Origin of the sequence: Burkholderia sp. Bp9140 (assembly GCF_003853425.1) — a bacterium.
Taxonomy (GTDB): Bacteria; Pseudomonadota; Gammaproteobacteria; order Burkholderiales; family Burkholderiaceae; genus Burkholderia.
This window is the reverse complement of sequence record NZ_QTPQ01000028.1, coordinates 25797-43099: the sequence shown is the minus strand read 5'-3', so window position 1 is coordinate 43099 and position 17303 is coordinate 25797. Positions and strand designations below refer to the sequence as shown.

The following is a 17303-nucleotide window of genomic DNA, read 5'->3' as shown; positions in this document are numbered from 1 at the left end:
ATAAGCGTTTTCGCCTAGCTCGTATACGGCGGCTTCTGTCGTACACTCGGCACACCCTGACATCCCGCTTGCGCCGCCTTTCCATGAAGCGTCCTCCGACCAAGATCGTGTCATCCGAACACCTCGTTTCCGATTCGAGCGCGGAGCTGTCGGAGCTCGAATACGGGCTCATCATGGCCGGCAACGCATTCAACCGCTGGATGGTGCGCTGCATGTCGGCCGCGGGCGCGAAGGACATGACGGCGGTTGAGGTGTCGCTGCTGCATCACGTCAGCCATCGCGAACGCAAGAAGAAGCTCGCCGACATCTGCTTCGTGCTCAATATCGAGGATACGCACGTCGCGACCTACGCGCTGAAAAAACTGATCGCGCGCGGCTATGTGAAGAGCGAGAAGAGCGGCAAGGAGGTGTTCTTCTTCGCGACCGACGCGGGCCGCGAGCTGTGCCTGAAGTATCGGGAGGTGCGCGAGCATTGCCTGATCGAGACGCTGAAGGACAGCGGCCTCACCAACGAGCAGATCGGCGACGCGGCGCAGTTGCTGCGCCACGCATCGGGCCTCTACGACACGGCCGCGCGTGCGGCGGCTTCGCTGTAAACGATTGCGAACGGGACGGTGAACGCGGTGACGCGCGGCATGCCGCTGGCGCGGTGTCGCGCGCCGCGTCATCCGGCAGCGGCGGGGTAAAGCGCGCCGTCGGTCACGATCCAGCGCATCGCGAGATCGTGCACTTCGGCGGGCAGCGCATCCACGCGGCACGCTTCATACGCGATGCCGACCGTCACCGGCAGCGTGTCGCCCGGCCAGATCGCGAGCGTGCGGTCGTAATAGCCGCCGCCATAGCCGAGCCGGTAGCGCTGCAGATCGAATCCCACACACGGAATCAGCAATAGGTCGGGCACGACGATGACCCCGGACGCCGGTTCCGGAATCCGGTGGTGCCCCTCGCGCATCGGCGTATCGGCATCCCATGCATGGAACGCGAGCGGCGTGTGCTTCTCGCCGATCACCGGCAGCGCGGCACGGCGGCCCGGGCCTGCCGCGGCCCACGCGAGCACCGCGTCGCGCGCGTCGAATTCGCCCGCCAGCGGCCAGTAGAAGCCGACCGTGCGCGGTGCGAGCTGCTCGAGCAACAGGCGCAGCCGCGCGTCGAGCGCGGCGTTCGCGGCGGGCTGCGACGCGGCGTCGCGACGCGCGCCGGACAGCGTTTTGCGCAGCGCAACCTTCGGGTTCGGCACAGGGTTGCATGCTATGCTTTCGTTCACTTCGTGCTCCATTCAAAACGATGTCGAACAGCCTTTTCCGAGTATATCGCGCGGTCGCGCTCACGCTTTCGGCCGCCGCGCTCGTCGCGGGCACGGCCGCGTGCGCGGCACCGAACGACGACACGCTCGCCGGGGACGACCAGATCTTCGTGCAGCTTCGCGAAGCCGCGCGCCGCAACGACGCCGCGAAGGCCGCGCAGCTCGCGTCGATGATCCCGAACTATCCGGTCCCGTCCTACGTCGAGTATTTCCAGATCAAGCCGCAGTTGTTCGATTCGACGGGCCGCGCACGTGCCGACGCGCCCGACGCACCCGTGCAGTCGTTCCTGCAGCGCTACGACGGCCAGGCGATCGCCGACCGCCTGCGCAACGACTACCTGCTCGTGCTCGGCGCGCGCCACGACTGGCGCAACTTCGACGACCAGTACAAGCGCTTCGTGCTCGACGACGACACGCAGGTCAAGTGCTATGCGCTCGAATCACGCGCGGCGCGCGGCGAGAACGTCGCCGAGGCGGCGCGCGCGCTGCTCGTCGAGCCGAAATACTACGGCGACGCCTGTGTCGACCTGATTACGGCACTGACGGTCAACCAGCAGTTCACGAGCGATGACGTGTGGCAGCAGGCGCGCCTCGCGTACGAGCAGAACTACACGACGCTCGGCGGCAAGATCGTCGACGCGCTCGGCCCGCGCCCGGTCAGCTTCGACCAGGCGACGAGCGCACCGCCGCTGTACCTCGCGCGCGGCATCGGCCCCGACGCCGTGTCGCACCAGCTCGCGCTGATCGCCCTCGGCCGCATGGCGCGCAACGATCCGGACGCGGCGGCAGGGATGCTGACGTCGGTCACCGGCTCGCTGACGAAGCAGGAACAGGCGATCGCGTGGGGGGCGATCGGCTACCAGGGCGCGATCAAGCGCTCGCCGCTCGCGTCGGTCTGGTATGCGAAATCCGCGAACGCGCCGCTGTCGAATCCGGGCTACGAATGGCGCACGCGCGCCGCGCTGCTCGCCGGCAACTGGCCGATGGTGCGCTGGTCGATCGAACAGATGCCGCCGTCGCTGCGCGACGATCCGGCATGGATCTACTGGCATGCGCGCGCGCTCAAGCAGAGCGGCGACACGCTGCAGGCGAACCAGGAATTCGAGCAGGTCGCGGGCCAGTACAATTTCTACGGGCAGCTCGCCGGCGAAGAGCTCGGCCAGCGCACGTCGATCCCGCCGCGCACGAAGGTGAGCGACGCCGAGGTCGACGCGATGAGCAAGATCCCGGGCTTCGCGCTCGCGCAGCGCTTCTACGGGCTGAACCTGCGCCTCGAAGGCAATCGCGAATGGAACTGGCCGCTGCGCGGGATGACCGATCGCCAGCTGCTCGCGGCCGCCGAGTACGGCAAGCGCGTCGACCTGCTCGACCGCACGGTCAACACGGCCGACCGCACGAAGGCCGAGCACGACTTCACGCTGCGCTATCCGTCGCCGTACCGCGACATCGTCGAGCGCTACGCGCAGTCGTCGGGCCTCGACATCGAATGGGCGTACGGGCTGATCCGCCAGGAATCGCGCTTCATCACGAACGCGCGTTCGTCGGTCGGCGCGGGCGGGCTGATGCAGCTGATGCCGGCCACCGCGCAGATCGTCGCGAAGAAGCTCGGGATGGGCACGATCACGCGTGCGCAGATGCACGACATCAATACCAACATCCAGCTCGGCACCTGGTATCTGGCCGACATCTACAATACCTTCGACAGCTCGCCGGTGCTGGCGACCGCCGGTTACAACGCGGGCCCGGGCCGGCCGCGCCAGTGGCGCCAGGTATTGACGCAGCCGGTCGAAGGCGCGATCTTCGCGGAGACGATTCCGTTCAACGAGACGCGCGACTACGTGAAGAACGTGCTGTCGAATACCGTCTACTACGCGGCGCTCTTCGAGGGCAAACCGCAGTCGTTGAAGAAGCGTCTAGGCATGATCTCGCCCTGATCCGCAATCTTCACACTGCCGCGCGAGACGCGGCAGTGTTCTTTTGAGGTCTCGAACATGGATCGCCAGACCGTCGCGCTATTGGGCGGCACCGGCTTCATCGGCAGCCTGCTCGTCAACGCGCTGATCGACGCCGGCAAGCAGGTACGGATCGGCACGCGGCGGCGCGAGCACGCGCGCCACCTGCAGATGCTGCCGGTCGAGATCGTCGAACTCGACGCGTTCGATACGCGCACGCTGGCCCGGTTCGTCGCCGGCGCGCACGCGGCCGTCAATCTCGTCGGCGTGCTGCACGGCGGCCACGGCACGCCGTACGGGCCGGGGTTCGAGCGCGCGCACGTCGCGCTGCCGGCCGCGCTGGCCGCCGCGTGCGTCGAAGTCGGCGTGCGGCGCGTGCTGCACATGAGCGCGCTCGGCGCCGATTCGCATGGCCCGAGCATGTACCAGCGCTCGAAGGGCGACGGCGAGGCCGCGCTGCATGCGGTCGCGGCGACCGATTCGCTCGCGCTGACGATCTTCCGCCCGTCGGTCGTGTTCGGCCCCGGCGACGCCTTTCTCAACACGTTCGCGAACCTGCAGCGCACGCTGCCCGTGCTGCCGCTCGCGATGCCCGACGCGCGCTTCCAGCCGGTGTTCGTCGGCGACGTGGTGCGCGCGTTCGTCAACACGCTCGATCTCGCGGGCGCACACGGCAAGACCTACGAGCTCGGCGGCCCGACCGTCTATACGCTCGAGCAGCTGGTGCGCTATTGCGGCACGCTGGTCGGCCGGCAGGCACGCATCGTGCGGCTGCCCGACGCGCTCGCGCGGCTGCAGGCGCGCGTGTTCGAATGCCTGCCCGGCGAGCCGGTGATCACGCGCGACAATCTTGCATCGATGTCGGTGCCGAACGTGCTGTCCGGGCCGCTCGCGCCGGAACTCGGAATCTCGCCCGCGAGTCTCGAGAGCATCGCGCCCGCGTATCTCGGCCACGCCGCGCAGCGGTCCCGCTTCGACTGGTTCCGCTCGCGCCGCCACTAGGCGTCGCGGGCCGCCGCTTTCCGTCAATCACTTTCGCGCTTTCCGGAACACCGCCATGAAACTCGTCATTGGAGACAAGAATTACTCGTCGTGGTCGATGCGGCCGTGGCTGCTGCTCGCGCATTTCGGGATCCCGTTCGACGAGATCGCGATCGAGCTGCGCCGCGACGACACGGCTGCCCGCATCCGCGAGTATTCGCCGACCGGCAAGGTGCCGTGCCTGATCGACGATCACGGCACCGCGATCTGGGATTCGCTTGCGATCGCCGAAACGCTCGCCGAGCGCTATCCGCAGTTCCCGATGTGGCCGGACGATCCGCTCGACCGCGCGCACGCGCGCTGCATCTCGGCCGAGATGCACGCGGGCTTCGCCGCGCTGCGCACGCAGATGGGGATGAACGTGCGCGCGTCGATGCCGGGGCGCGGCGCGACGCCCGATGCGCTCGCCGACGTCGCGCGCATCGACGCGCTGTGGAGCGCGTGCATCGAGGCATCGGGCGGCCCGTTCCTGTTCGGCGAGTTCGGGATCGCCGATGCGATGTACGCGCCCGTCGTGATGCGCTTCAACACGTATGCGCCGGCGCTGTCGCCGGAGGCGGCCGGCTACGCGGCACGCGTGACGGCGCTGCCGGCGGTGCAGCGCTGGATCGAAGCCGCGCGCCGCGAAACCAACGTGATTGCCGAATACGAACCGACGCCATGAACATCTACGCGGTAGGCGGAGCGATCCGCGACGAATTGCTCGGCGTGCCGGTGCAGGACCGCGATTACGTGGTGGTGGGCGCGACGCCCGAGCAGATGGCCGCGCAAGGCTTCCGGCCGGTCGGCAAGGATTTCCCCGTGTTCCTGCATCCGGACACGCAGGAGGAATACGCGCTCGCGCGCACCGAGCGCAAGACGGCGGCCGGCTATCACGGCTTCCAGTTCTACTACGCGCCCGACGTGACGCTCGACGAGGACCTCGCGCGGCGCGACCTGACGATCAACGCGATGGCGCGCGAAGTGAGCCCGGAAGGCGTGTTGATCGGGCCGGTGATCGATCCGTTCGACGGGCAGGCCGACCTGCATGCACGCGTGTTCCGGCACGTGGGCGACGCGTTCGTCGAGGATCCGGTGCGGATCCTGCGGATCGCGCGCTTTGCCGCGCGCTTCGCGGATTTCACGGTCGCGGACGACACGCTCGCGCTGATGCGGCGCATGGTCGACGCGGGCGAAGCGGACGCGCTGGTGCCCGAGCGCGTGTGGCAGGAGATCGCGCGCGGGCTGATGGAGGCGAAGCCGTCGCGGATGTTCGCGGTGCTGCGCGAGTGCGGCGCGCTCGCGCGCGTCCTGCCCGAGGTCGGCGCGCTGTGGGGCGTGCCGCAGCGCGCCGACTACCACCCGGAAGTCGACACGGGCGTGCACGTGATGATGGTCGTCGACTATGCGGCGAAGCAGGGCTATTCGCTGCCGGTGCGCTTCGCGGCGCTCACGCACGATCTCGGCAAGGCGACGACACCCGCCGACGTGCTGCCGCGCCACGTCGGCCACGAAGGCCGCGGCGTCGACCTCATCAAGCCGTTGTGCGAGCGGCTGCGCGTGCCGAACGACTGCCGCGATCTCGCGCTGGTGGTCGCGCGCGAGCACGGCAACCTGCATCGCGTGATGGAGATGGGCGCGGCGGCGCTGGTGCGGCTCTTCGAGCGCAGCGATGCGCTGCGCAAGCCGGCGCGCTTTGCCGAGATGCTGCAGGCGTGCGAGTCGGACGCGCGCGGCCGGCTCGGGCTCGACTCGCAGCCGTATCCGCAGGCCGAGCGGCTGCGCGTGGCGCTGGTCGCGGCGCGCAGCGTCGACGCCGGCGCGATCGCGCGCGGCATCGGCGACGATGCGATGCAGATCAAGGACGCCGTGCATCGCGCACGGGTCGAGGCCGTCAAGCAGGCGCTGGCGATCGGCGAATAGTGCGGAACAACCGGGTGGCGCGGTGTGCCGCCCGGCCGCCGGCCGTCATTGCTTCGTGCGGGCGGCGGCGCGGCGGGCCGGGGTGGCGGCGGCCGGACGCTTGCCGGCGGGCGCGCGCGGTTTCCCGGCAGCCGGCTTTGCCGTTGCGCGGGCCGGCGTGTCGGCGGGGGCCGCCGCGTCCGCGTCGCGCCCGCGGGTCGGCGTCGGCGTCGGCGTCGGCGTCGGCGTCGGGTCGCGGCGGCTCACGCGCGGCTCGCCCGGCGTCGGACCGGCACCGCGCGCAAGCGGCCTGATTTCCATCGCCGCGGACCCGAATTCGGCGCAGCTGTCGTCGAAGAGCGGCAGCGTGCCGACCGCGATCAGTTCGGCGGGCCCGTCACCGACGTTCGCGACGCGATGGCGCTTCCTCGCATCGAAGTGCAGCGAGTCGCCGGGCGACAGCGGGTAATCCTGCTTGCCGATCGTGTAGCAGAGGCGGCCGGCCAGCACGTATACGAACTCGTCGCCGCCGTGCGCGACCCATTCCGAGCGGTAGCCCTCCATCATCCGGACCTTGAGCGCGTTGATCTGGCTGCCGTCGAAGGTGGTGGACAGCCGCTCGTACCACTGCGACGTGGCGTCGACCGCGTACGGTTCGCGGCGGCCCGCGTGCGAGTCGGGCCGCGCCTGGCGCGGCTGGTCGATCAGCGTGCCGAGCGGCACGTTCAGCGCCTTCGCGACGTTGACGAGCGACGACAGCGAGATGCCGGTGAGATGGCGCTCGACCTGCGACAGGAACCCGACCGACAGGTTCGCCTCGGTCGCGACTTCGAGCAGCGTCTTCTTCGCTTCCCGGCGCAGGCGCCGAATGCGCTGGCCGATACGCATGATGTCTGAATCCATGGATCTCTTTCGTCGCAACGAGTCGGAAGGCGAGCGGAGGGCGGTGCGGTCGCCGGGACGTTGCGTTCCGCGAACACACGAAGCACGGCCGTCGGAACGACGAAGCCGGCGCATTGTACCGTGACCCGCGCGCGATAGCGCCCGGACGGCGCCGCGCCGCGCATGGCCGCGCCGCCGTCGCGCGCCGCGCCGGTAATTTTAGCCCTACGAAAATTTTGGCTTGACCTCAATTCCGGCGTGCTCTAGATTCTGTCGCGCGCATCAAACAAAGTTAAGTGAGACAAAAATTTTCCCCAGGGCCTGCCGCCGGAACGGCACCGCGGCCCGGCTGTCGGCTGGACCGCGCGTCGTCCGCGCACGGGCGGCGGGCCGTTTCAGGCGCGCGCCATGCCGCGTGACGCCGCCGGCCGCCGACAACAATCCATAGCGGGTTTCCGATGATCGATCGACTGAAATACAGCTTCTCCGGCCTTCCCTCGTATGACGCATCCGTCGCCGACACGCAGGCGGGCCTGTCGCGCCTGCTCGACGCCGCGCGGCTCGACGCGGTCGTGGTCACGTCGCAGGACGAGTACATCACCGAATACCTGCCGCGCCGCAACAACCCGCGCTACGCGCTGTCGGGCTTCGACGGCTCGGCCGGCTGCGGGATCTTCCTGAGCGCGGCGACCGCGCAGGCGCTCGGCGTGCCGCCGTTCGTGCTGTTCGTCGACGGCCGCTATCACCTTCAGGCCGAACAGCAGTGCGACCCGGCGCGCGTGCGGATCGAGAAGCTCGGGATGAACGTGACGATCTGGCAGGCGCTGGCCGACTGGCTGGTCGCGCACGCGAGCCGGCTCGCGCGGGTCGGCTATGACGCGTTGCGGATCAGTGTCGGGCAGCGGGACCGGCTGGTCGAGCAGACGCGGGCGGCGTCGCTCGACTGGACGCGCCTCGTCGAGCGCGAGATCGATCGCGCGATCGCGCTGCCGGGCTGGGTGGTCGAGCGGCCGATCTTCGAGCTGCCGGATGCGATGACCGGCGCGAGCGTCGCGCAGAACCTCGATGCGCTGAACCGGCGGCTCGCCGCGCATACCGGCGCGGCGCCGGGCAAGACCGCGTTCTTCACGTGCGCGTCGGACGATCTCGCGTACCTGCTGAACAGCCGCGGCTATCACATCCCGAATGCGTCGTCGCACCTGGGTTACCTGTTCGCGATCGGCGAGCAGGTCGCGCTGTTCCTGCCGGAAGGTTGCGACCGGTGCCCGGTCGAGCTGGCGTCGTATCCGGCGCTGCACGTGATCCGGCGCGACTTCGCCGAACTCGAGCGCTTCCTCGCGCAGTTCGCGGTCGACCACGTGTGCTACGGCTTCGAATCGGTCAACTGCGCGCTCGTCGAGTCGGTGCGCCGGGTGTGGCCGCACGTGCGCCACGCCGATTTCAACCCGGTCGAGGCGATGCGGGCCGGCAAGACGCCGGCGGTGCTCGAGCGGTTCCGCGACGCGTTTGCGCGCAGCTCGGCGGCGATCGCCGAAACGATGCGCTGGGCGAAGGCCGGCGAGCCGGGGCGGCGTCATACCGAATACGACCTGGCCCGCACGATCAACGACGCGTACGACGCCCGCTCGGCGGTCGCGCTGACGTTCCCGTCGATCGCGGCGAACGGCGCGAACAGCGCGTTCGCGCACTATACGGCGGCGAGCGCCGACGTCGATCTGACGGAAGGCGAACTCGTGCTGCTGGACAGCGGCGCGTACTACGACGCCGGTTTCGCGACCGACTGCACGCGCGTCGTGCTGCGTCGCACGCAGCCGGAAACGGTCGCGCAGCCGTGGCAGCGCGAGATCTACACGGTCGCGCTGAAGGCCTGCATCAAGGGGCTCGTCACGCGCTTTCCGAAGACGGCGACGGGCGGCGACGTCGACGCGACGGTGCGGCAGGTGTGCCGCGATCACGGCTACGATTTCGGCCACGGCACCGGGCACGGCGTCGGGATCCACGTGCACGAGGGCGGCGTGCGGTTCGCGCCGGGCGCGAAGTACGGGCTGGTGCCGAATGCGGTGATTTCGGTCGAGCCGGGCATCTACGTGCCGGGCAAGGGCGGCGTGCGGATCGAGAACATCGTGATCGTGCGCGCGGACGACGAATCGGACACCGTCGCGTTCGAGAACATCGTCACGGTCGGCTACGACTGGGACCTGATCGATGTCGCGCTGCTGGACGACGACGAGCGCGCGTACCTGCGCGACTACGAACGGCTTTGCGTGGAGCGCGGCACGCAGGTCACGGCGTGTCCGCTGCTGTAAGACGGGGAAGGGGCGTGCGGCCGCAGCCGGGCCGCGCGGCCGGCGCGTCGGTGCGCCGGCGTGATCAGTACATCAGCGCAATCAACGTATCAGCGCATCAGCGCCGACACGCGCCCGTCGGGCCCGTAGACGCCGGACGGCGCGGGTGCCGAGCGCAGCACCGCGAGCGCGCGCTCGTTGTAGTCCATCCGGATCCGGATCAGCATTCCGTTGGTCGCATTGGCCTGGCGCGCGCGTTCGGCGGCCTGCAGCAGCAGTTGCCAGCGGCCGGCGAGGCGTGCATCGCGCTCGGCGGCCAGGTCCATCCCTTTCTTGCCGGCCGGAAAGCCGAGCGCGGACAGCTGCGTGTCGCGCGTGCGCTCGAGCTGCGCGAGCCGGTCGATCAGCACGCTTTTCTTCTCGACGATGCCGGGCAGCATCTCGAGCGGCTCCGGTGTCGTGAGCGCTTTTTCCTCGTAGGCGAGCAGGGACGCGAACGCTTCGACCGTCGCGTGTTCGTCGTTGACCGTGGCCAGCAGCTCTTCTCTCATCGCGTCATGCTCGTCGCGCCGGCACGCGTTCGGCGCATGCCGGCAAACCAGGGGACCGGTCAGGGCGTGACGGGCCCCGGGCCGGCTCAGTTGCCCTGCGAGCGCTGCTGTTGCAGCAGGTCGCGGGCGGTATTCAATACGCCGTCGGCGATCTTGTTCACGTCGATCGTCAACGTGCCGTTGTTCAGCGCGTCCTTGATCGACTGGACGAGGGCGGTGTCGATGTCGGCGCTGCCGGAGGCCGACAGCGAACGCAGCTGGCCCGACAGACCCGACAGGTTCACGGTCGTGTCGCCGCCGGTCGATCCTGCGTCGGCCGCCTGCGCGGACGACGACGAAGCCGCGCCGGATTGCGCGCGGGCCGCGCCGTTGCCGGTCGACGCGAGTGGGCTCGGGTTCGGAGTGGAATCGATCTTCACGATGGGTTTCCTGGACGGTATGACCCAGATAACGGCCGGGTCGGCCCGAACTTTAGCATCGTGAGCCCGAAATTCTCCGAATAAACAATTCTTTGCAATCTGACGGCGGGATCCGTCCCTAGAGCGGAATTTCGACGGTCCCGGCGTCCTTGACGATCGCCGTGACGATCTGGCCCGCGGCCATCCTGACCCGCACCGACTGGCCTGGCGCCGCATTGGCGAGCACGCTGCCCTCCGCCGAGATCGTGAAACCGGGCCCGGCCGCGACGACCCGCACCGTCTGGCCGGCCGACACCGACGCGGCGCTCTTCAGCATGTCCTGGCGCAGCGGCAGCCCGGCCGAGATCCGGGCCAGCGCGGTCGCGCCGACCGCCTGCGCGGGATCGGTGATCACCGCGAGCGGCAGCACCGTCAGGTCGCCGTCGCGCGCGACGAGGTCGGCCGCGGTGAGCGGCTCGCCGGGCGCGATCTGCCGCGCGGCGACGTAATAGGTGGCCTGCACGGCGACCTTCGCCTGCAGGTAGACGGTCCACGGCCGTTCGCCCGCGCAGCGCACGCCGACCGTCGTGCGGCCCCACAGGCGCGCGCCGGTCGGCAGGAACGGCTCGAGCGTCGTGCACGCGGCGAGCCCGCGCGGAAACGCGGTCGCGACGGTCGCGGAAGTCTTGCCCGGCAGGCCCGCGACCTGCTGCTGCAGGAACGCGAGGGCCGTGCGCCGGATCGTGTCGGGGTCCTGCTGGCCGGGCGGCGTCGCCGGCTGGGGCGCGGCGGCCGCCTGGGGCGGGTTGGCTGCCTGGGCTGGATTGGCGGATGCCGCCGGCGCGCGCGCGGCCGGCGCGGCCGCAGGGAGGCGAGCCGCTGCCATGCGCGCGGCGACGGCCGGTCGCGCGGGGTTCGATGCGGGGTCGGCCGTGCCGGCGACGACGGTCGCGATGGCGCCCGGATCGGCGGCGCGCTGTGCGCCGAAACCGGCATTCGCGGGGTTCGTGCGCGCGGTGGCGTAGGCGGGGCGCGGCGCGGGCGCCGGGATGGCGGCCGGCACCGGGACGCTCGTCACGACCATCGAGCCGGCCGGCTGCGCTGCGTGGCCGGCCGCGGCCGCGGCCGCGCCGGTCATGCCGGCGGCACCACCCGCACCACCCGCACCACCCGCACCACCCGCACCACCCGCACCACCCGCACCACCCGCACCGGCCGCCATCGCCACGCCCGTACCCGAAGCTGCTCCCCCATTCCCGCCGAACGGCCCGCCGCTCGCGGCGTTCGCCTGCGCGAGCGCGGCCTCGGCCGTCTCGCCGCGTCCGGGAATCACGATCATCCCGTCGTCCGCGTGCGCAACCGGCAGCGCGAGCCACAGCGCCGCGGCGAGCGCGAACGCACGCGGCACGCGCATGGCGCGTCCGGCGTTTCCGCGAAGTGCGCTGCCTGTCATCGCCGTGTCCTCGAAACCGTTGATCCGATTCGCATTCTAGGGAGCCGGGCCGTCGCGCAAACGATGAATAGAGGGGGCCTTTGCCGCGTTATTCGCCCGATTGCCGGTTGCGCCCGACGCCTACCATCGCTGTCATGGAAAAAAGCCCCTTGGGTCGCCATCCGGCGCAACGGGCGTGCAGCGCTTCATACGGAGAGACGCACACATGCTGGACAAACTCGATGCCGAATTCGCGTTCGGCCGACAGGCGCTCGACGTGCGCGCCTATCGGCAGGAGCTGCTGTCGTCGAACATCGCGAACGCCGACACGCCCGGCTACCAGGCCCGCGACGCCGATTTCGCGTCGACCCTCGCGCGCTCGCTGAAGCAGGCCGGCGGCGGTCTCGCGCCGAGCAACGCCGCGCAGCTGCCGATGGCGCAGCCGGCCGGCGTGACGAGCGGGATGACGATGGTGTCGACGGCGCCGGGCCACATGGCCGGCACCGCCAAGCTGATTCCGACGGGCGGCCCGGCCGACGACTACGGTCGTGCGCAGTACCGGATGCCGCTGCAGCCGTCGCTCGACGGCAACACGGTCGATCTCGACGTCGAGCGCGTGCAGTTCGCGAACAACGCGCTGCACTACGAAACCGGGATGACCGTGATGACCCAGCAGATCAAGGCGATGATCGCCGCGATCTCGACGAACACGTAAGCGCGCGCCGCTTCCGCACCCGAACAAGGAGCCTCCATGCCCTCGTTGATGAACATCTTCGGCGTCGCCGGTTCGGCGCTGTCCGCGCAATCGCAGCGCCTGAACGTCACCGCGTCGAACCTCGCGAACGCCGACAGCGCGACCGGCCCCGACGGCAAGCCGTACAAGGCCAAGCAGGTCGTGTTCGCGACCGACCCGATGGGCGGCGCGCGCACCGCGTCCGGCCAGGGCGTGGGCGGCGTGCGCGTGACCCGGGTGGTCGACGATCCGTCGCCGATGAAGTCGACCTACGACCCGGCGAACCCGGCCGCCGACGCGAACGGCTACGTGCAGATGCCGAACGTCGATCCGGTGCAGGAGATGGTGAACATGATCTCGGCGTCGCGCTCGTACCAGGCCAACGTCGAGACGCTGAACACCGCGAAGACGCTGATGCTCAAGACGCTGACGATCGGCTCGTAAGCCGCGCGCCGAGCGACGTTCCAGACCGAGACCCCAGACCCGACAGTTCCGACACAAGGCCACCCAGGATGACATCCTCCAGCACGACGATCGGCAGCAACGGCACCAGCGTGTCGACCCTGCCGACCGACACGATGAACACCAACAACGTGTCGACGACCGGCACGTCGGCGAGCGACCTGCAGGCGACGTTCCTGAAGCTGCTCGTCACGCAGCTGCAGAACCAGGATCCGACCAGCCCCGTCGACAGCTCGCAGATGACGTCGCAGCTCGCGCAGATCAACACGGTGAGCGGCATCGCGCAGCTGAACACGTCGCTCACGTCGCTGTCGACGCAGCTCGCGGCCGGCCAGCAGACGCAGGCCGCGCTCCTGATCGGCACCAACGTGCTCGCGCCGGGCAACGGCGTCGCGGTGAAGAGCGGCGCGGCGTCGCCGTTCGGCGTGTCGCTCACGAGCGACGTGTCGAACCTGACGATCACCGTGAAGAACAGCTCGGGCGCCGTCGTCAACACGATCAACGCGGGCAAGCAGTCGGCCGGCACGGTGCCGTTCAACTGGACGCCGACGGACGCGGCGGGCAACACGCTGCCGGACGGCAGCTACACCGTGAGCGCCCAGTACACGGGCAGCGACGGCAAGACGTATGCGCCGACCGTGCTCGCGGCCGCGCAGGTGCAGAGCGTGATCAAGCAGGCCGACGGCACGGCGGGGCTCGTGCTGTCGAACGGCACGACGGTGGGGCTCACCCAGGTCGCGTCGATCTTCCCGAACACCGCGTCGTCGTCGTCCGGCGGCACGACCACCACCAACTGATCCAGCTTTCTCGAAAACGGAGACCGAAATGGGTTATCAACAGGGTCTGAGCGGCCTCGCCGGCGCATCGAACGCGCTCGACGTGATCGGCAACAACATCGCCAACGCGAACACGGTCGGCTTCAAGTCGAGCACCGCGCAATTCTCCGACATGTACGCGAACTCGATCGCGACGTCGGTGAACACGCAGATCGGGATCGGGACGACGCTCGCCTCGGTGCAGCAGCAGTTCGGCCAGGGCACGATCAATACGACGAACTCGTCGCTCGACGTCGCGATCAACGGCAACGGCTTCTTCCAGATGTCGAACAACGGCGTGACGACGTACTCGCGCGACGGCACGTTCCAGCGCGACAAGAACGGCTACATCGTCAACGCGCAGGGCCTGAACCTGATGGGCTACGCGGCCGACAAGAACGGCGTGGTGAACACCGCGCAGACCGTGCCGCTGCAGGCGCCGACGACCAACATCTCGCCGACGCCGACGACCAAGATCTCGGCGCAGTTCAACCTGAACTCGCAGGACACGGTGCCGGCCAAGACGCCGTTCAGCGCGACCGACACCACGACGTACAACTATTCGACGTCGATCCAGGTGTACGACTCGCTCGGCGGCTCGCAGGCGGTCAACATGTATTTCGTGAAGTCGGCTGCCGGCACGTGGGAGGCATACGCGGGCGTGCAGGGCGGCACCACGACCGACCTCGGCACGGTCACGTTCGATTCGTCGGGCGCGATCAAGAGCACGACGCTGCCGGGCTCGGCCACGCCGACCACGTCGCTCGGCCAGTTCCAGTTCACCGTGCCGACCACCGACGGCTCGACGACGCCGCAGAACCTGACGCTCGACATGACCGGCACGACGCAGTACGGCGGCAAGGACGGCGTGAACAACCTCGCGCAGGACGGCTACGCGAGCGGCACGCTGACGACCTTCTCGATCGGCTCGGACGGCAAGCTGACCGGCAACTACTCGAACGGCCAGACGGCGGTGCTCGGCCAGATCGCGATCGCGAACTTCAACAACCCGAACGGGCTGATCAACCTCGGCGGCAACCAGTACGCCGAGACGGCCGCGTCGGGCGTGCCGCAGATCTCCGCGCCGGGCAGCACGAACCACGGCACGCTGCAGGGCAGCGCGCTCGAGAACTCGAACGTCGACCTGACGTCGCAGCTCGTCAACCTGATCACCGCGCAGCGCAACTACCAGGCGAACGCGCAGACGATCAAGACGCAGCAGACCGTCGACCAGACGCTCATCAACCTGTAATGCGCGGATAACCGGCAGCCATGGACCGACTGATCTACACGGCGATGACGGGCGCGTCGCAGTCGCTCGACCAGCAGGCGATCGTCGCGAACAACCTCGCGAACGCATCGACGACGGGCTTTCGCGCGCAACTCGCGACCTACCGCGCGGTGCCGATGAACTTCGGCGACGGCAGCGCGATCGACCCGACGACGACGCGCACCTACGTGCTCGCGTCGACGCCCGGCGCGGATTACGCACCGGGTCCGATCACGCGCACCGGCAACCCGCTCGACGTCGCGGTGCAGGGCGCCGGCTGGCTGTCGGTGCAAACCGCCGACGGCAGCGAGGCGTACACGCGCGCCGGCAACCTGCACGTCGATGAAAACGGCCAGCTCGTCAACGCGAGCAACCTGCCGGTGATCGGTAACGGCGGCCCGATCTCGGTGCCGCCGAACGCGGAAGTGACGATCGGCAAGGACGGCACGGTGTCCGCGCTGATGCCGGGTGACCCGCCGACCGCGGTCGCGATCGTCGACCAGATGAAGCTCGTGAACCCCGACCCGGCCACGCTCGCGCGCGGCAACGACGGGCTGTTCCGCACCGCCGACGGCAATCCGGCCGACGCCGACCCGAACGTGGTCGTCACGCCGAATTCGCTCGAAGGCAGCAACGTGAACCCGGTGACCGCGATGGTCGCGATGATCGACAACGCACGGGCGTTCCAGCTGCAGTCGAAGCTGATCCAGACGGCCGACCAGAACGAGCAGTCGGCGAACCAGCTGCTCAACTTCAGCTGAGCGGCACGGCCCTCGCTACCAGGAGAAGATTCAACATGAACCGATCGCTCTACATCGCCGCCACCGGCATGAATGCGCAGCAAGCGCAGATGGACGTGATCTCGAACAACCTCGCGAACACCAGCACGAACGGCTTCAAGGCGTCGCGCGCGGTGTTCGAGGACCTGCTGTACCAGACCATCCGCCAGCCGGGCGCGAACTCGACGCAGCAGACCGAACTGCCGTCGGGCCTGCAACTCGGCACCGGCGTGCAGCAGGTCGCGACCGAGCGCCTGTACACGCAGGGCGGCCTCACGCAGACCGGCAACTCGAAGGACGTCGCGATCAACGGCGCGGGCTTCTTCCAGGTGCTGATGCCGGACGGCACGAACGCGTACACGCGCGACGGCTCGTTCCAGACCAACGCGCAGGGCCAACTGGTCACGTCGAGCGGCTACCAGATCCTGCCGGCGATCACCGTGCCGCAGAACGCGCAGTCGCTGACGATCGGCAAGGACGGCGTCGTGTCGGTCACGCAGCCGGGCTCGAGCAACGCGGTTCAGATCGGCTCGCTGCAGATCGCGACCTTCATCAACCCGGCCGGCCTCGAGGCGCGCGGCGAGAACCTGTTCTCCGAAACCACGTCGTCGGGCGCGCCGAACGTGTCGCAGCCGGGCCTGAACGGCGCGGGCGTGCTCAACCAGGGTTATGTCGAGGCGTCGAACGTGAACGTCGTGCAGGAGCTCGTCAACATGATTCAGACGCAGCGTGCGTACGAGATCAACAGCAAGGCCGTGACGACGTCCGACCAGATGCTGCAGACCGTCACGCAGATGAAGAGCTAACCGGAAATACCGCCGTCGCCATGAAGCAGGTCCGCCTCCTCCCGTCAGCCACCGTCCGCGCCGCGTGCGCGGTCGCCGTGGCCGCGCTCGCCGGTTGCGCGCAGATTCCGCGCGATCCGATCATCCAGCAGCCGATGACGGCGCAGCCGCCGATGCCGATGTCGATGCAGGCGCCCGGCTCGATCTACAACCCGGGCTACGCGGGCCGGCCGCTGTTCGAGGATCAGCGGCCGCGCAACATCGGCGACATCCTGACGATCATGATCGCGGAGAACATCAACGCGACCAAGTCGTCGGGCGCGAACACCAACCGGCAGGGCAACACCGACTTCAACGTGCCGACGGCCGGCTTCCTCGGCGGGCTGTTCGCGAAGGCGAACCTGTCGGCGGCCGGCACCAACAAGTTCGCGGCGACGGGCGGCGCGAGCGCGGCGAACACGTTCAACGGCACGATCACGGTAACCGTCACCAACGTGCTGCCGAACGGCAACCTCGTGGTCAGCGGCGAGAAGCAGATGCTGATCAACCAGGGCAACGAATTCGTGCGCTTCTCGGGCGTCGTCAACCCGAACACGATCTCGGGCGCGAACTCGGTCTACTCGACGCAGGTCGCCGACGCGAAGATCGAATACTCGTCGAAGGGCTACATCAACGAAGCCGAGACGATGGGCTGGCTGCAGCGCTTCTTCCTCAACATCGCACCGTGGTGACGA

Annotated in this window: 18 protein-coding genes; 13 read left to right on the top strand and 5 right to left on the bottom strand. The window is 69.0% G+C overall.

All coding sequences use genetic code 11. The features are described from left to right. Positions 1 to 83: 83 nt before the first annotated feature. Positions 84 to 596 (top strand): winged helix DNA-binding protein, encoded by a 513-nt coding sequence (locus tag DIE21_RS22915; RefSeq protein ID WP_121861190.1) that lies wholly within the window; start codon positions 84 to 86, stop codon positions 594 to 596. A gap of 68 nt (positions 597 to 664) precedes the next feature. Here the strand turns inward: DIE21_RS22915 and DIE21_RS22910 are convergent, their stop codons facing one another. Further along, a complete protein-coding gene (locus DIE21_RS22910) occupies positions 665 to 1276 on the bottom strand; it encodes a 5-formyltetrahydrofolate cyclo-ligase (RefSeq protein WP_124499863.1) in 612 nt (203 codons plus the stop codon). An 8-nt stretch (positions 1277 to 1284) separates the two neighbouring features. On the opposite strand from DIE21_RS22910, the gene DIE21_RS22905 reads away from it, so the two are divergent. From DIE21_RS22905 to DIE21_RS22890, 4 genes are read left to right on the top strand one after another with little or no spacing between them, the layout of a single operon-like run. Next, positions 1285 to 3237 (top strand): lytic transglycosylase domain-containing protein, encoded by a 1953-nt coding sequence (locus tag DIE21_RS22905; RefSeq protein WP_124499862.1) that lies wholly within the window; start codon positions 1285 to 1287, stop codon positions 3235 to 3237. Positions 3238 to 3294: 57 nt separating this feature from the next. After that, a complete protein-coding gene (locus DIE21_RS22900; RefSeq protein ID WP_124499861.1) occupies positions 3295 to 4257 on the top strand; it encodes a complex I NDUFA9 subunit family protein in 963 nt (320 codons plus the stop codon). 55 nt (positions 4258 to 4312) lie between these two features. Next, positions 4313 to 4960, top strand: coding sequence for a glutathione S-transferase family protein (locus DIE21_RS22895; RefSeq protein WP_124499860.1), 648 nt, complete (start codon positions 4313 to 4315; stop codon positions 4958 to 4960). Next, complete coding sequence (locus DIE21_RS22890) at positions 4957 to 6198, top strand: multifunctional CCA addition/repair protein (RefSeq protein WP_124499859.1); 1242 nt, start codon at positions 4957 to 4959, stop codon at positions 6196 to 6198. The genes DIE21_RS22895 and DIE21_RS22890 overlap by 4 nt, the downstream gene beginning before the upstream one ends. 45 nt (positions 6199 to 6243) lie before the next feature. On the opposite strand, the gene DIE21_RS22885 is transcribed toward DIE21_RS22890, so the two are convergent. After that, entirely contained in the window at positions 6244 to 7080 is an 837-nt protein-coding gene (locus DIE21_RS22885) for a helix-turn-helix domain-containing protein (protein WP_124499858.1), read from the bottom strand. A gap of 437 nt (positions 7081 to 7517) precedes the next feature. Here DIE21_RS22885 and DIE21_RS22875 point away from each other — a divergent pair, with 437 nt between their 5' ends. Continuing rightward, on the top strand, positions 7518 to 9365 hold the full coding sequence (locus DIE21_RS22875; RefSeq protein ID WP_124499857.1) for a M24 family metallopeptidase: 1848 nt from the start codon (positions 7518 to 7520) through the stop codon (positions 9363 to 9365). 89 nt (positions 9366 to 9454) lie between these two features. Here DIE21_RS22875 and DIE21_RS22870 read toward each other — a convergent pair whose 3' ends face one another. From DIE21_RS22870 to flgA, 3 genes are all read right to left on the bottom strand, one after another. Continuing rightward, entirely contained in the window at positions 9455 to 9895 is a 441-nt protein-coding gene (locus DIE21_RS22870) for a flagella synthesis protein FlgN (RefSeq protein WP_124499856.1), read from the bottom strand. Between the two features lie 86 nt (positions 9896 to 9981). Continuing rightward, positions 9982 to 10314, bottom strand: coding sequence for a flagellar biosynthesis anti-sigma factor FlgM (gene flgM / locus DIE21_RS22865; protein ID WP_124499855.1), 333 nt, complete (start codon positions 10312 to 10314; stop codon positions 9982 to 9984). Between the two features lie 118 nt (positions 10315 to 10432). Beyond that, positions 10433 to 11746, bottom strand: coding sequence for a flagellar basal body P-ring formation chaperone FlgA (gene flgA, locus DIE21_RS22860; RefSeq protein WP_124499854.1), 1314 nt, complete (start codon positions 11744 to 11746; stop codon positions 10433 to 10435). A gap of 205 nt (positions 11747 to 11951) precedes the next feature. Here flgA and DIE21_RS22855 point away from each other — a divergent pair, with 205 nt between their 5' ends. The 7 genes from DIE21_RS22855 to flgH all read left to right on the top strand — a co-directional run bounded on the left by DIE21_RS22855 (position 11952) and on the right by flgH (position 17300). After that, on the top strand, positions 11952 to 12440 hold the full coding sequence (locus DIE21_RS22855; RefSeq protein ID WP_124499853.1) for a flagellar basal body rod protein FlgB: 489 nt from the start codon (positions 11952 to 11954) through the stop codon (positions 12438 to 12440). Between the two features lie 36 nt (positions 12441 to 12476). Beyond that, the gene (gene flgC, locus DIE21_RS22850; RefSeq protein WP_124499852.1) at positions 12477 to 12902 is read left to right on the top strand and encodes a flagellar basal body rod protein FlgC; all 426 of its coding nucleotides are present in this window, start codon (positions 12477 to 12479) and stop codon (positions 12900 to 12902) included. 68 nt (positions 12903 to 12970) lie between these two features. Next, positions 12971 to 13717 carry a flagellar hook assembly protein FlgD gene (locus tag DIE21_RS22845; RefSeq protein WP_124499851.1) on the top strand — a complete coding sequence of 249 codons (747 nt, stop codon included), beginning with the start codon at positions 12971 to 12973 and terminating at the stop codon, positions 13715 to 13717. 28 nt (positions 13718 to 13745) lie between these two features. Continuing rightward, complete coding sequence (gene flgE / locus DIE21_RS22840) at positions 13746 to 14987, top strand: flagellar hook protein FlgE (RefSeq protein ID WP_124499850.1); 1242 nt, start codon at positions 13746 to 13748, stop codon at positions 14985 to 14987. A 20-nt stretch (positions 14988 to 15007) separates the two neighbouring features. Then, complete coding sequence (gene flgF / locus DIE21_RS22835) at positions 15008 to 15766, top strand: flagellar basal-body rod protein FlgF (RefSeq protein ID WP_124499849.1); 759 nt, start codon at positions 15008 to 15010, stop codon at positions 15764 to 15766. A gap of 35 nt (positions 15767 to 15801) precedes the next feature. Then, positions 15802 to 16590, top strand: a complete 789-nt coding sequence (gene flgG, locus DIE21_RS22830; protein WP_124499848.1) for a flagellar basal-body rod protein FlgG — start codon at positions 15802 to 15804, stop codon at positions 16588 to 16590. 20 nt (positions 16591 to 16610) lie between these two features. After that, a complete protein-coding gene (gene flgH / locus DIE21_RS22825) occupies positions 16611 to 17300 on the top strand; it encodes a flagellar basal body L-ring protein FlgH (protein ID WP_124499847.1) in 690 nt (229 codons plus the stop codon). Positions 17301 to 17303: the final 3 nt, after the last annotated feature.

What these genes read in the sequence shown, in the direction of transcription:
- DIE21_RS22915 (WP_121861190.1), top strand. Translation starts at nt 84, where the DNA reads ATGAAGCGTCCTCCGACCAAGATCGTGTCATCCGAACACCTCGTTTCC.
- DIE21_RS22910 (WP_124499863.1), bottom strand. Translation starts at nt 1,276, where the DNA reads ATGGAGCACGAAGTGAACGAAAGCATAGCATGCAACCCTGTGCCGAAC.
- DIE21_RS22905 (WP_124499862.1), top strand. Translation starts at nt 1,285, where the DNA reads ATGTCGAACAGCCTTTTCCGAGTATATCGCGCGGTCGCGCTCACGCTT.
- DIE21_RS22900 (WP_124499861.1), top strand. Translation starts at nt 3,295, where the DNA reads ATGGATCGCCAGACCGTCGCGCTATTGGGCGGCACCGGCTTCATCGGC.
- DIE21_RS22895 (WP_124499860.1), top strand. Translation starts at nt 4,313, where the DNA reads ATGAAACTCGTCATTGGAGACAAGAATTACTCGTCGTGGTCGATGCGG.
- DIE21_RS22890 (WP_124499859.1), top strand. Translation starts at nt 4,957, where the DNA reads ATGAACATCTACGCGGTAGGCGGAGCGATCCGCGACGAATTGCTCGGC.
- DIE21_RS22885 (WP_124499858.1), bottom strand. Translation starts at nt 7,080, where the DNA reads ATGGATTCAGACATCATGCGTATCGGCCAGCGCATTCGGCGCCTGCGC.
- DIE21_RS22875 (WP_124499857.1), top strand. Translation starts at nt 7,518, where the DNA reads ATGATCGATCGACTGAAATACAGCTTCTCCGGCCTTCCCTCGTATGAC.
- DIE21_RS22870 (WP_124499856.1), bottom strand. Translation starts at nt 9,895, where the DNA reads ATGAGAGAAGAGCTGCTGGCCACGGTCAACGACGAACACGCGACGGTC.
- flgA (WP_124499854.1), bottom strand. Translation starts at nt 11,746, where the DNA reads ATGACAGGCAGCGCACTTCGCGGAAACGCCGGACGCGCCATGCGCGTG.
- DIE21_RS22855 (WP_124499853.1), top strand. Translation starts at nt 11,952, where the DNA reads ATGCTGGACAAACTCGATGCCGAATTCGCGTTCGGCCGACAGGCGCTC.
- flgC (WP_124499852.1), top strand. Translation starts at nt 12,477, where the DNA reads ATGCCCTCGTTGATGAACATCTTCGGCGTCGCCGGTTCGGCGCTGTCC.
- DIE21_RS22845 (WP_124499851.1), top strand. Translation starts at nt 12,971, where the DNA reads ATGACATCCTCCAGCACGACGATCGGCAGCAACGGCACCAGCGTGTCG.
- flgE (WP_124499850.1), top strand. Translation starts at nt 13,746, where the DNA reads ATGGGTTATCAACAGGGTCTGAGCGGCCTCGCCGGCGCATCGAACGCG.
- flgF (WP_124499849.1), top strand. Translation starts at nt 15,008, where the DNA reads ATGGACCGACTGATCTACACGGCGATGACGGGCGCGTCGCAGTCGCTC.
- flgG (WP_124499848.1), top strand. Translation starts at nt 15,802, where the DNA reads ATGAACCGATCGCTCTACATCGCCGCCACCGGCATGAATGCGCAGCAA.
- flgH (WP_124499847.1), top strand. Translation starts at nt 16,611, where the DNA reads ATGAAGCAGGTCCGCCTCCTCCCGTCAGCCACCGTCCGCGCCGCGTGC.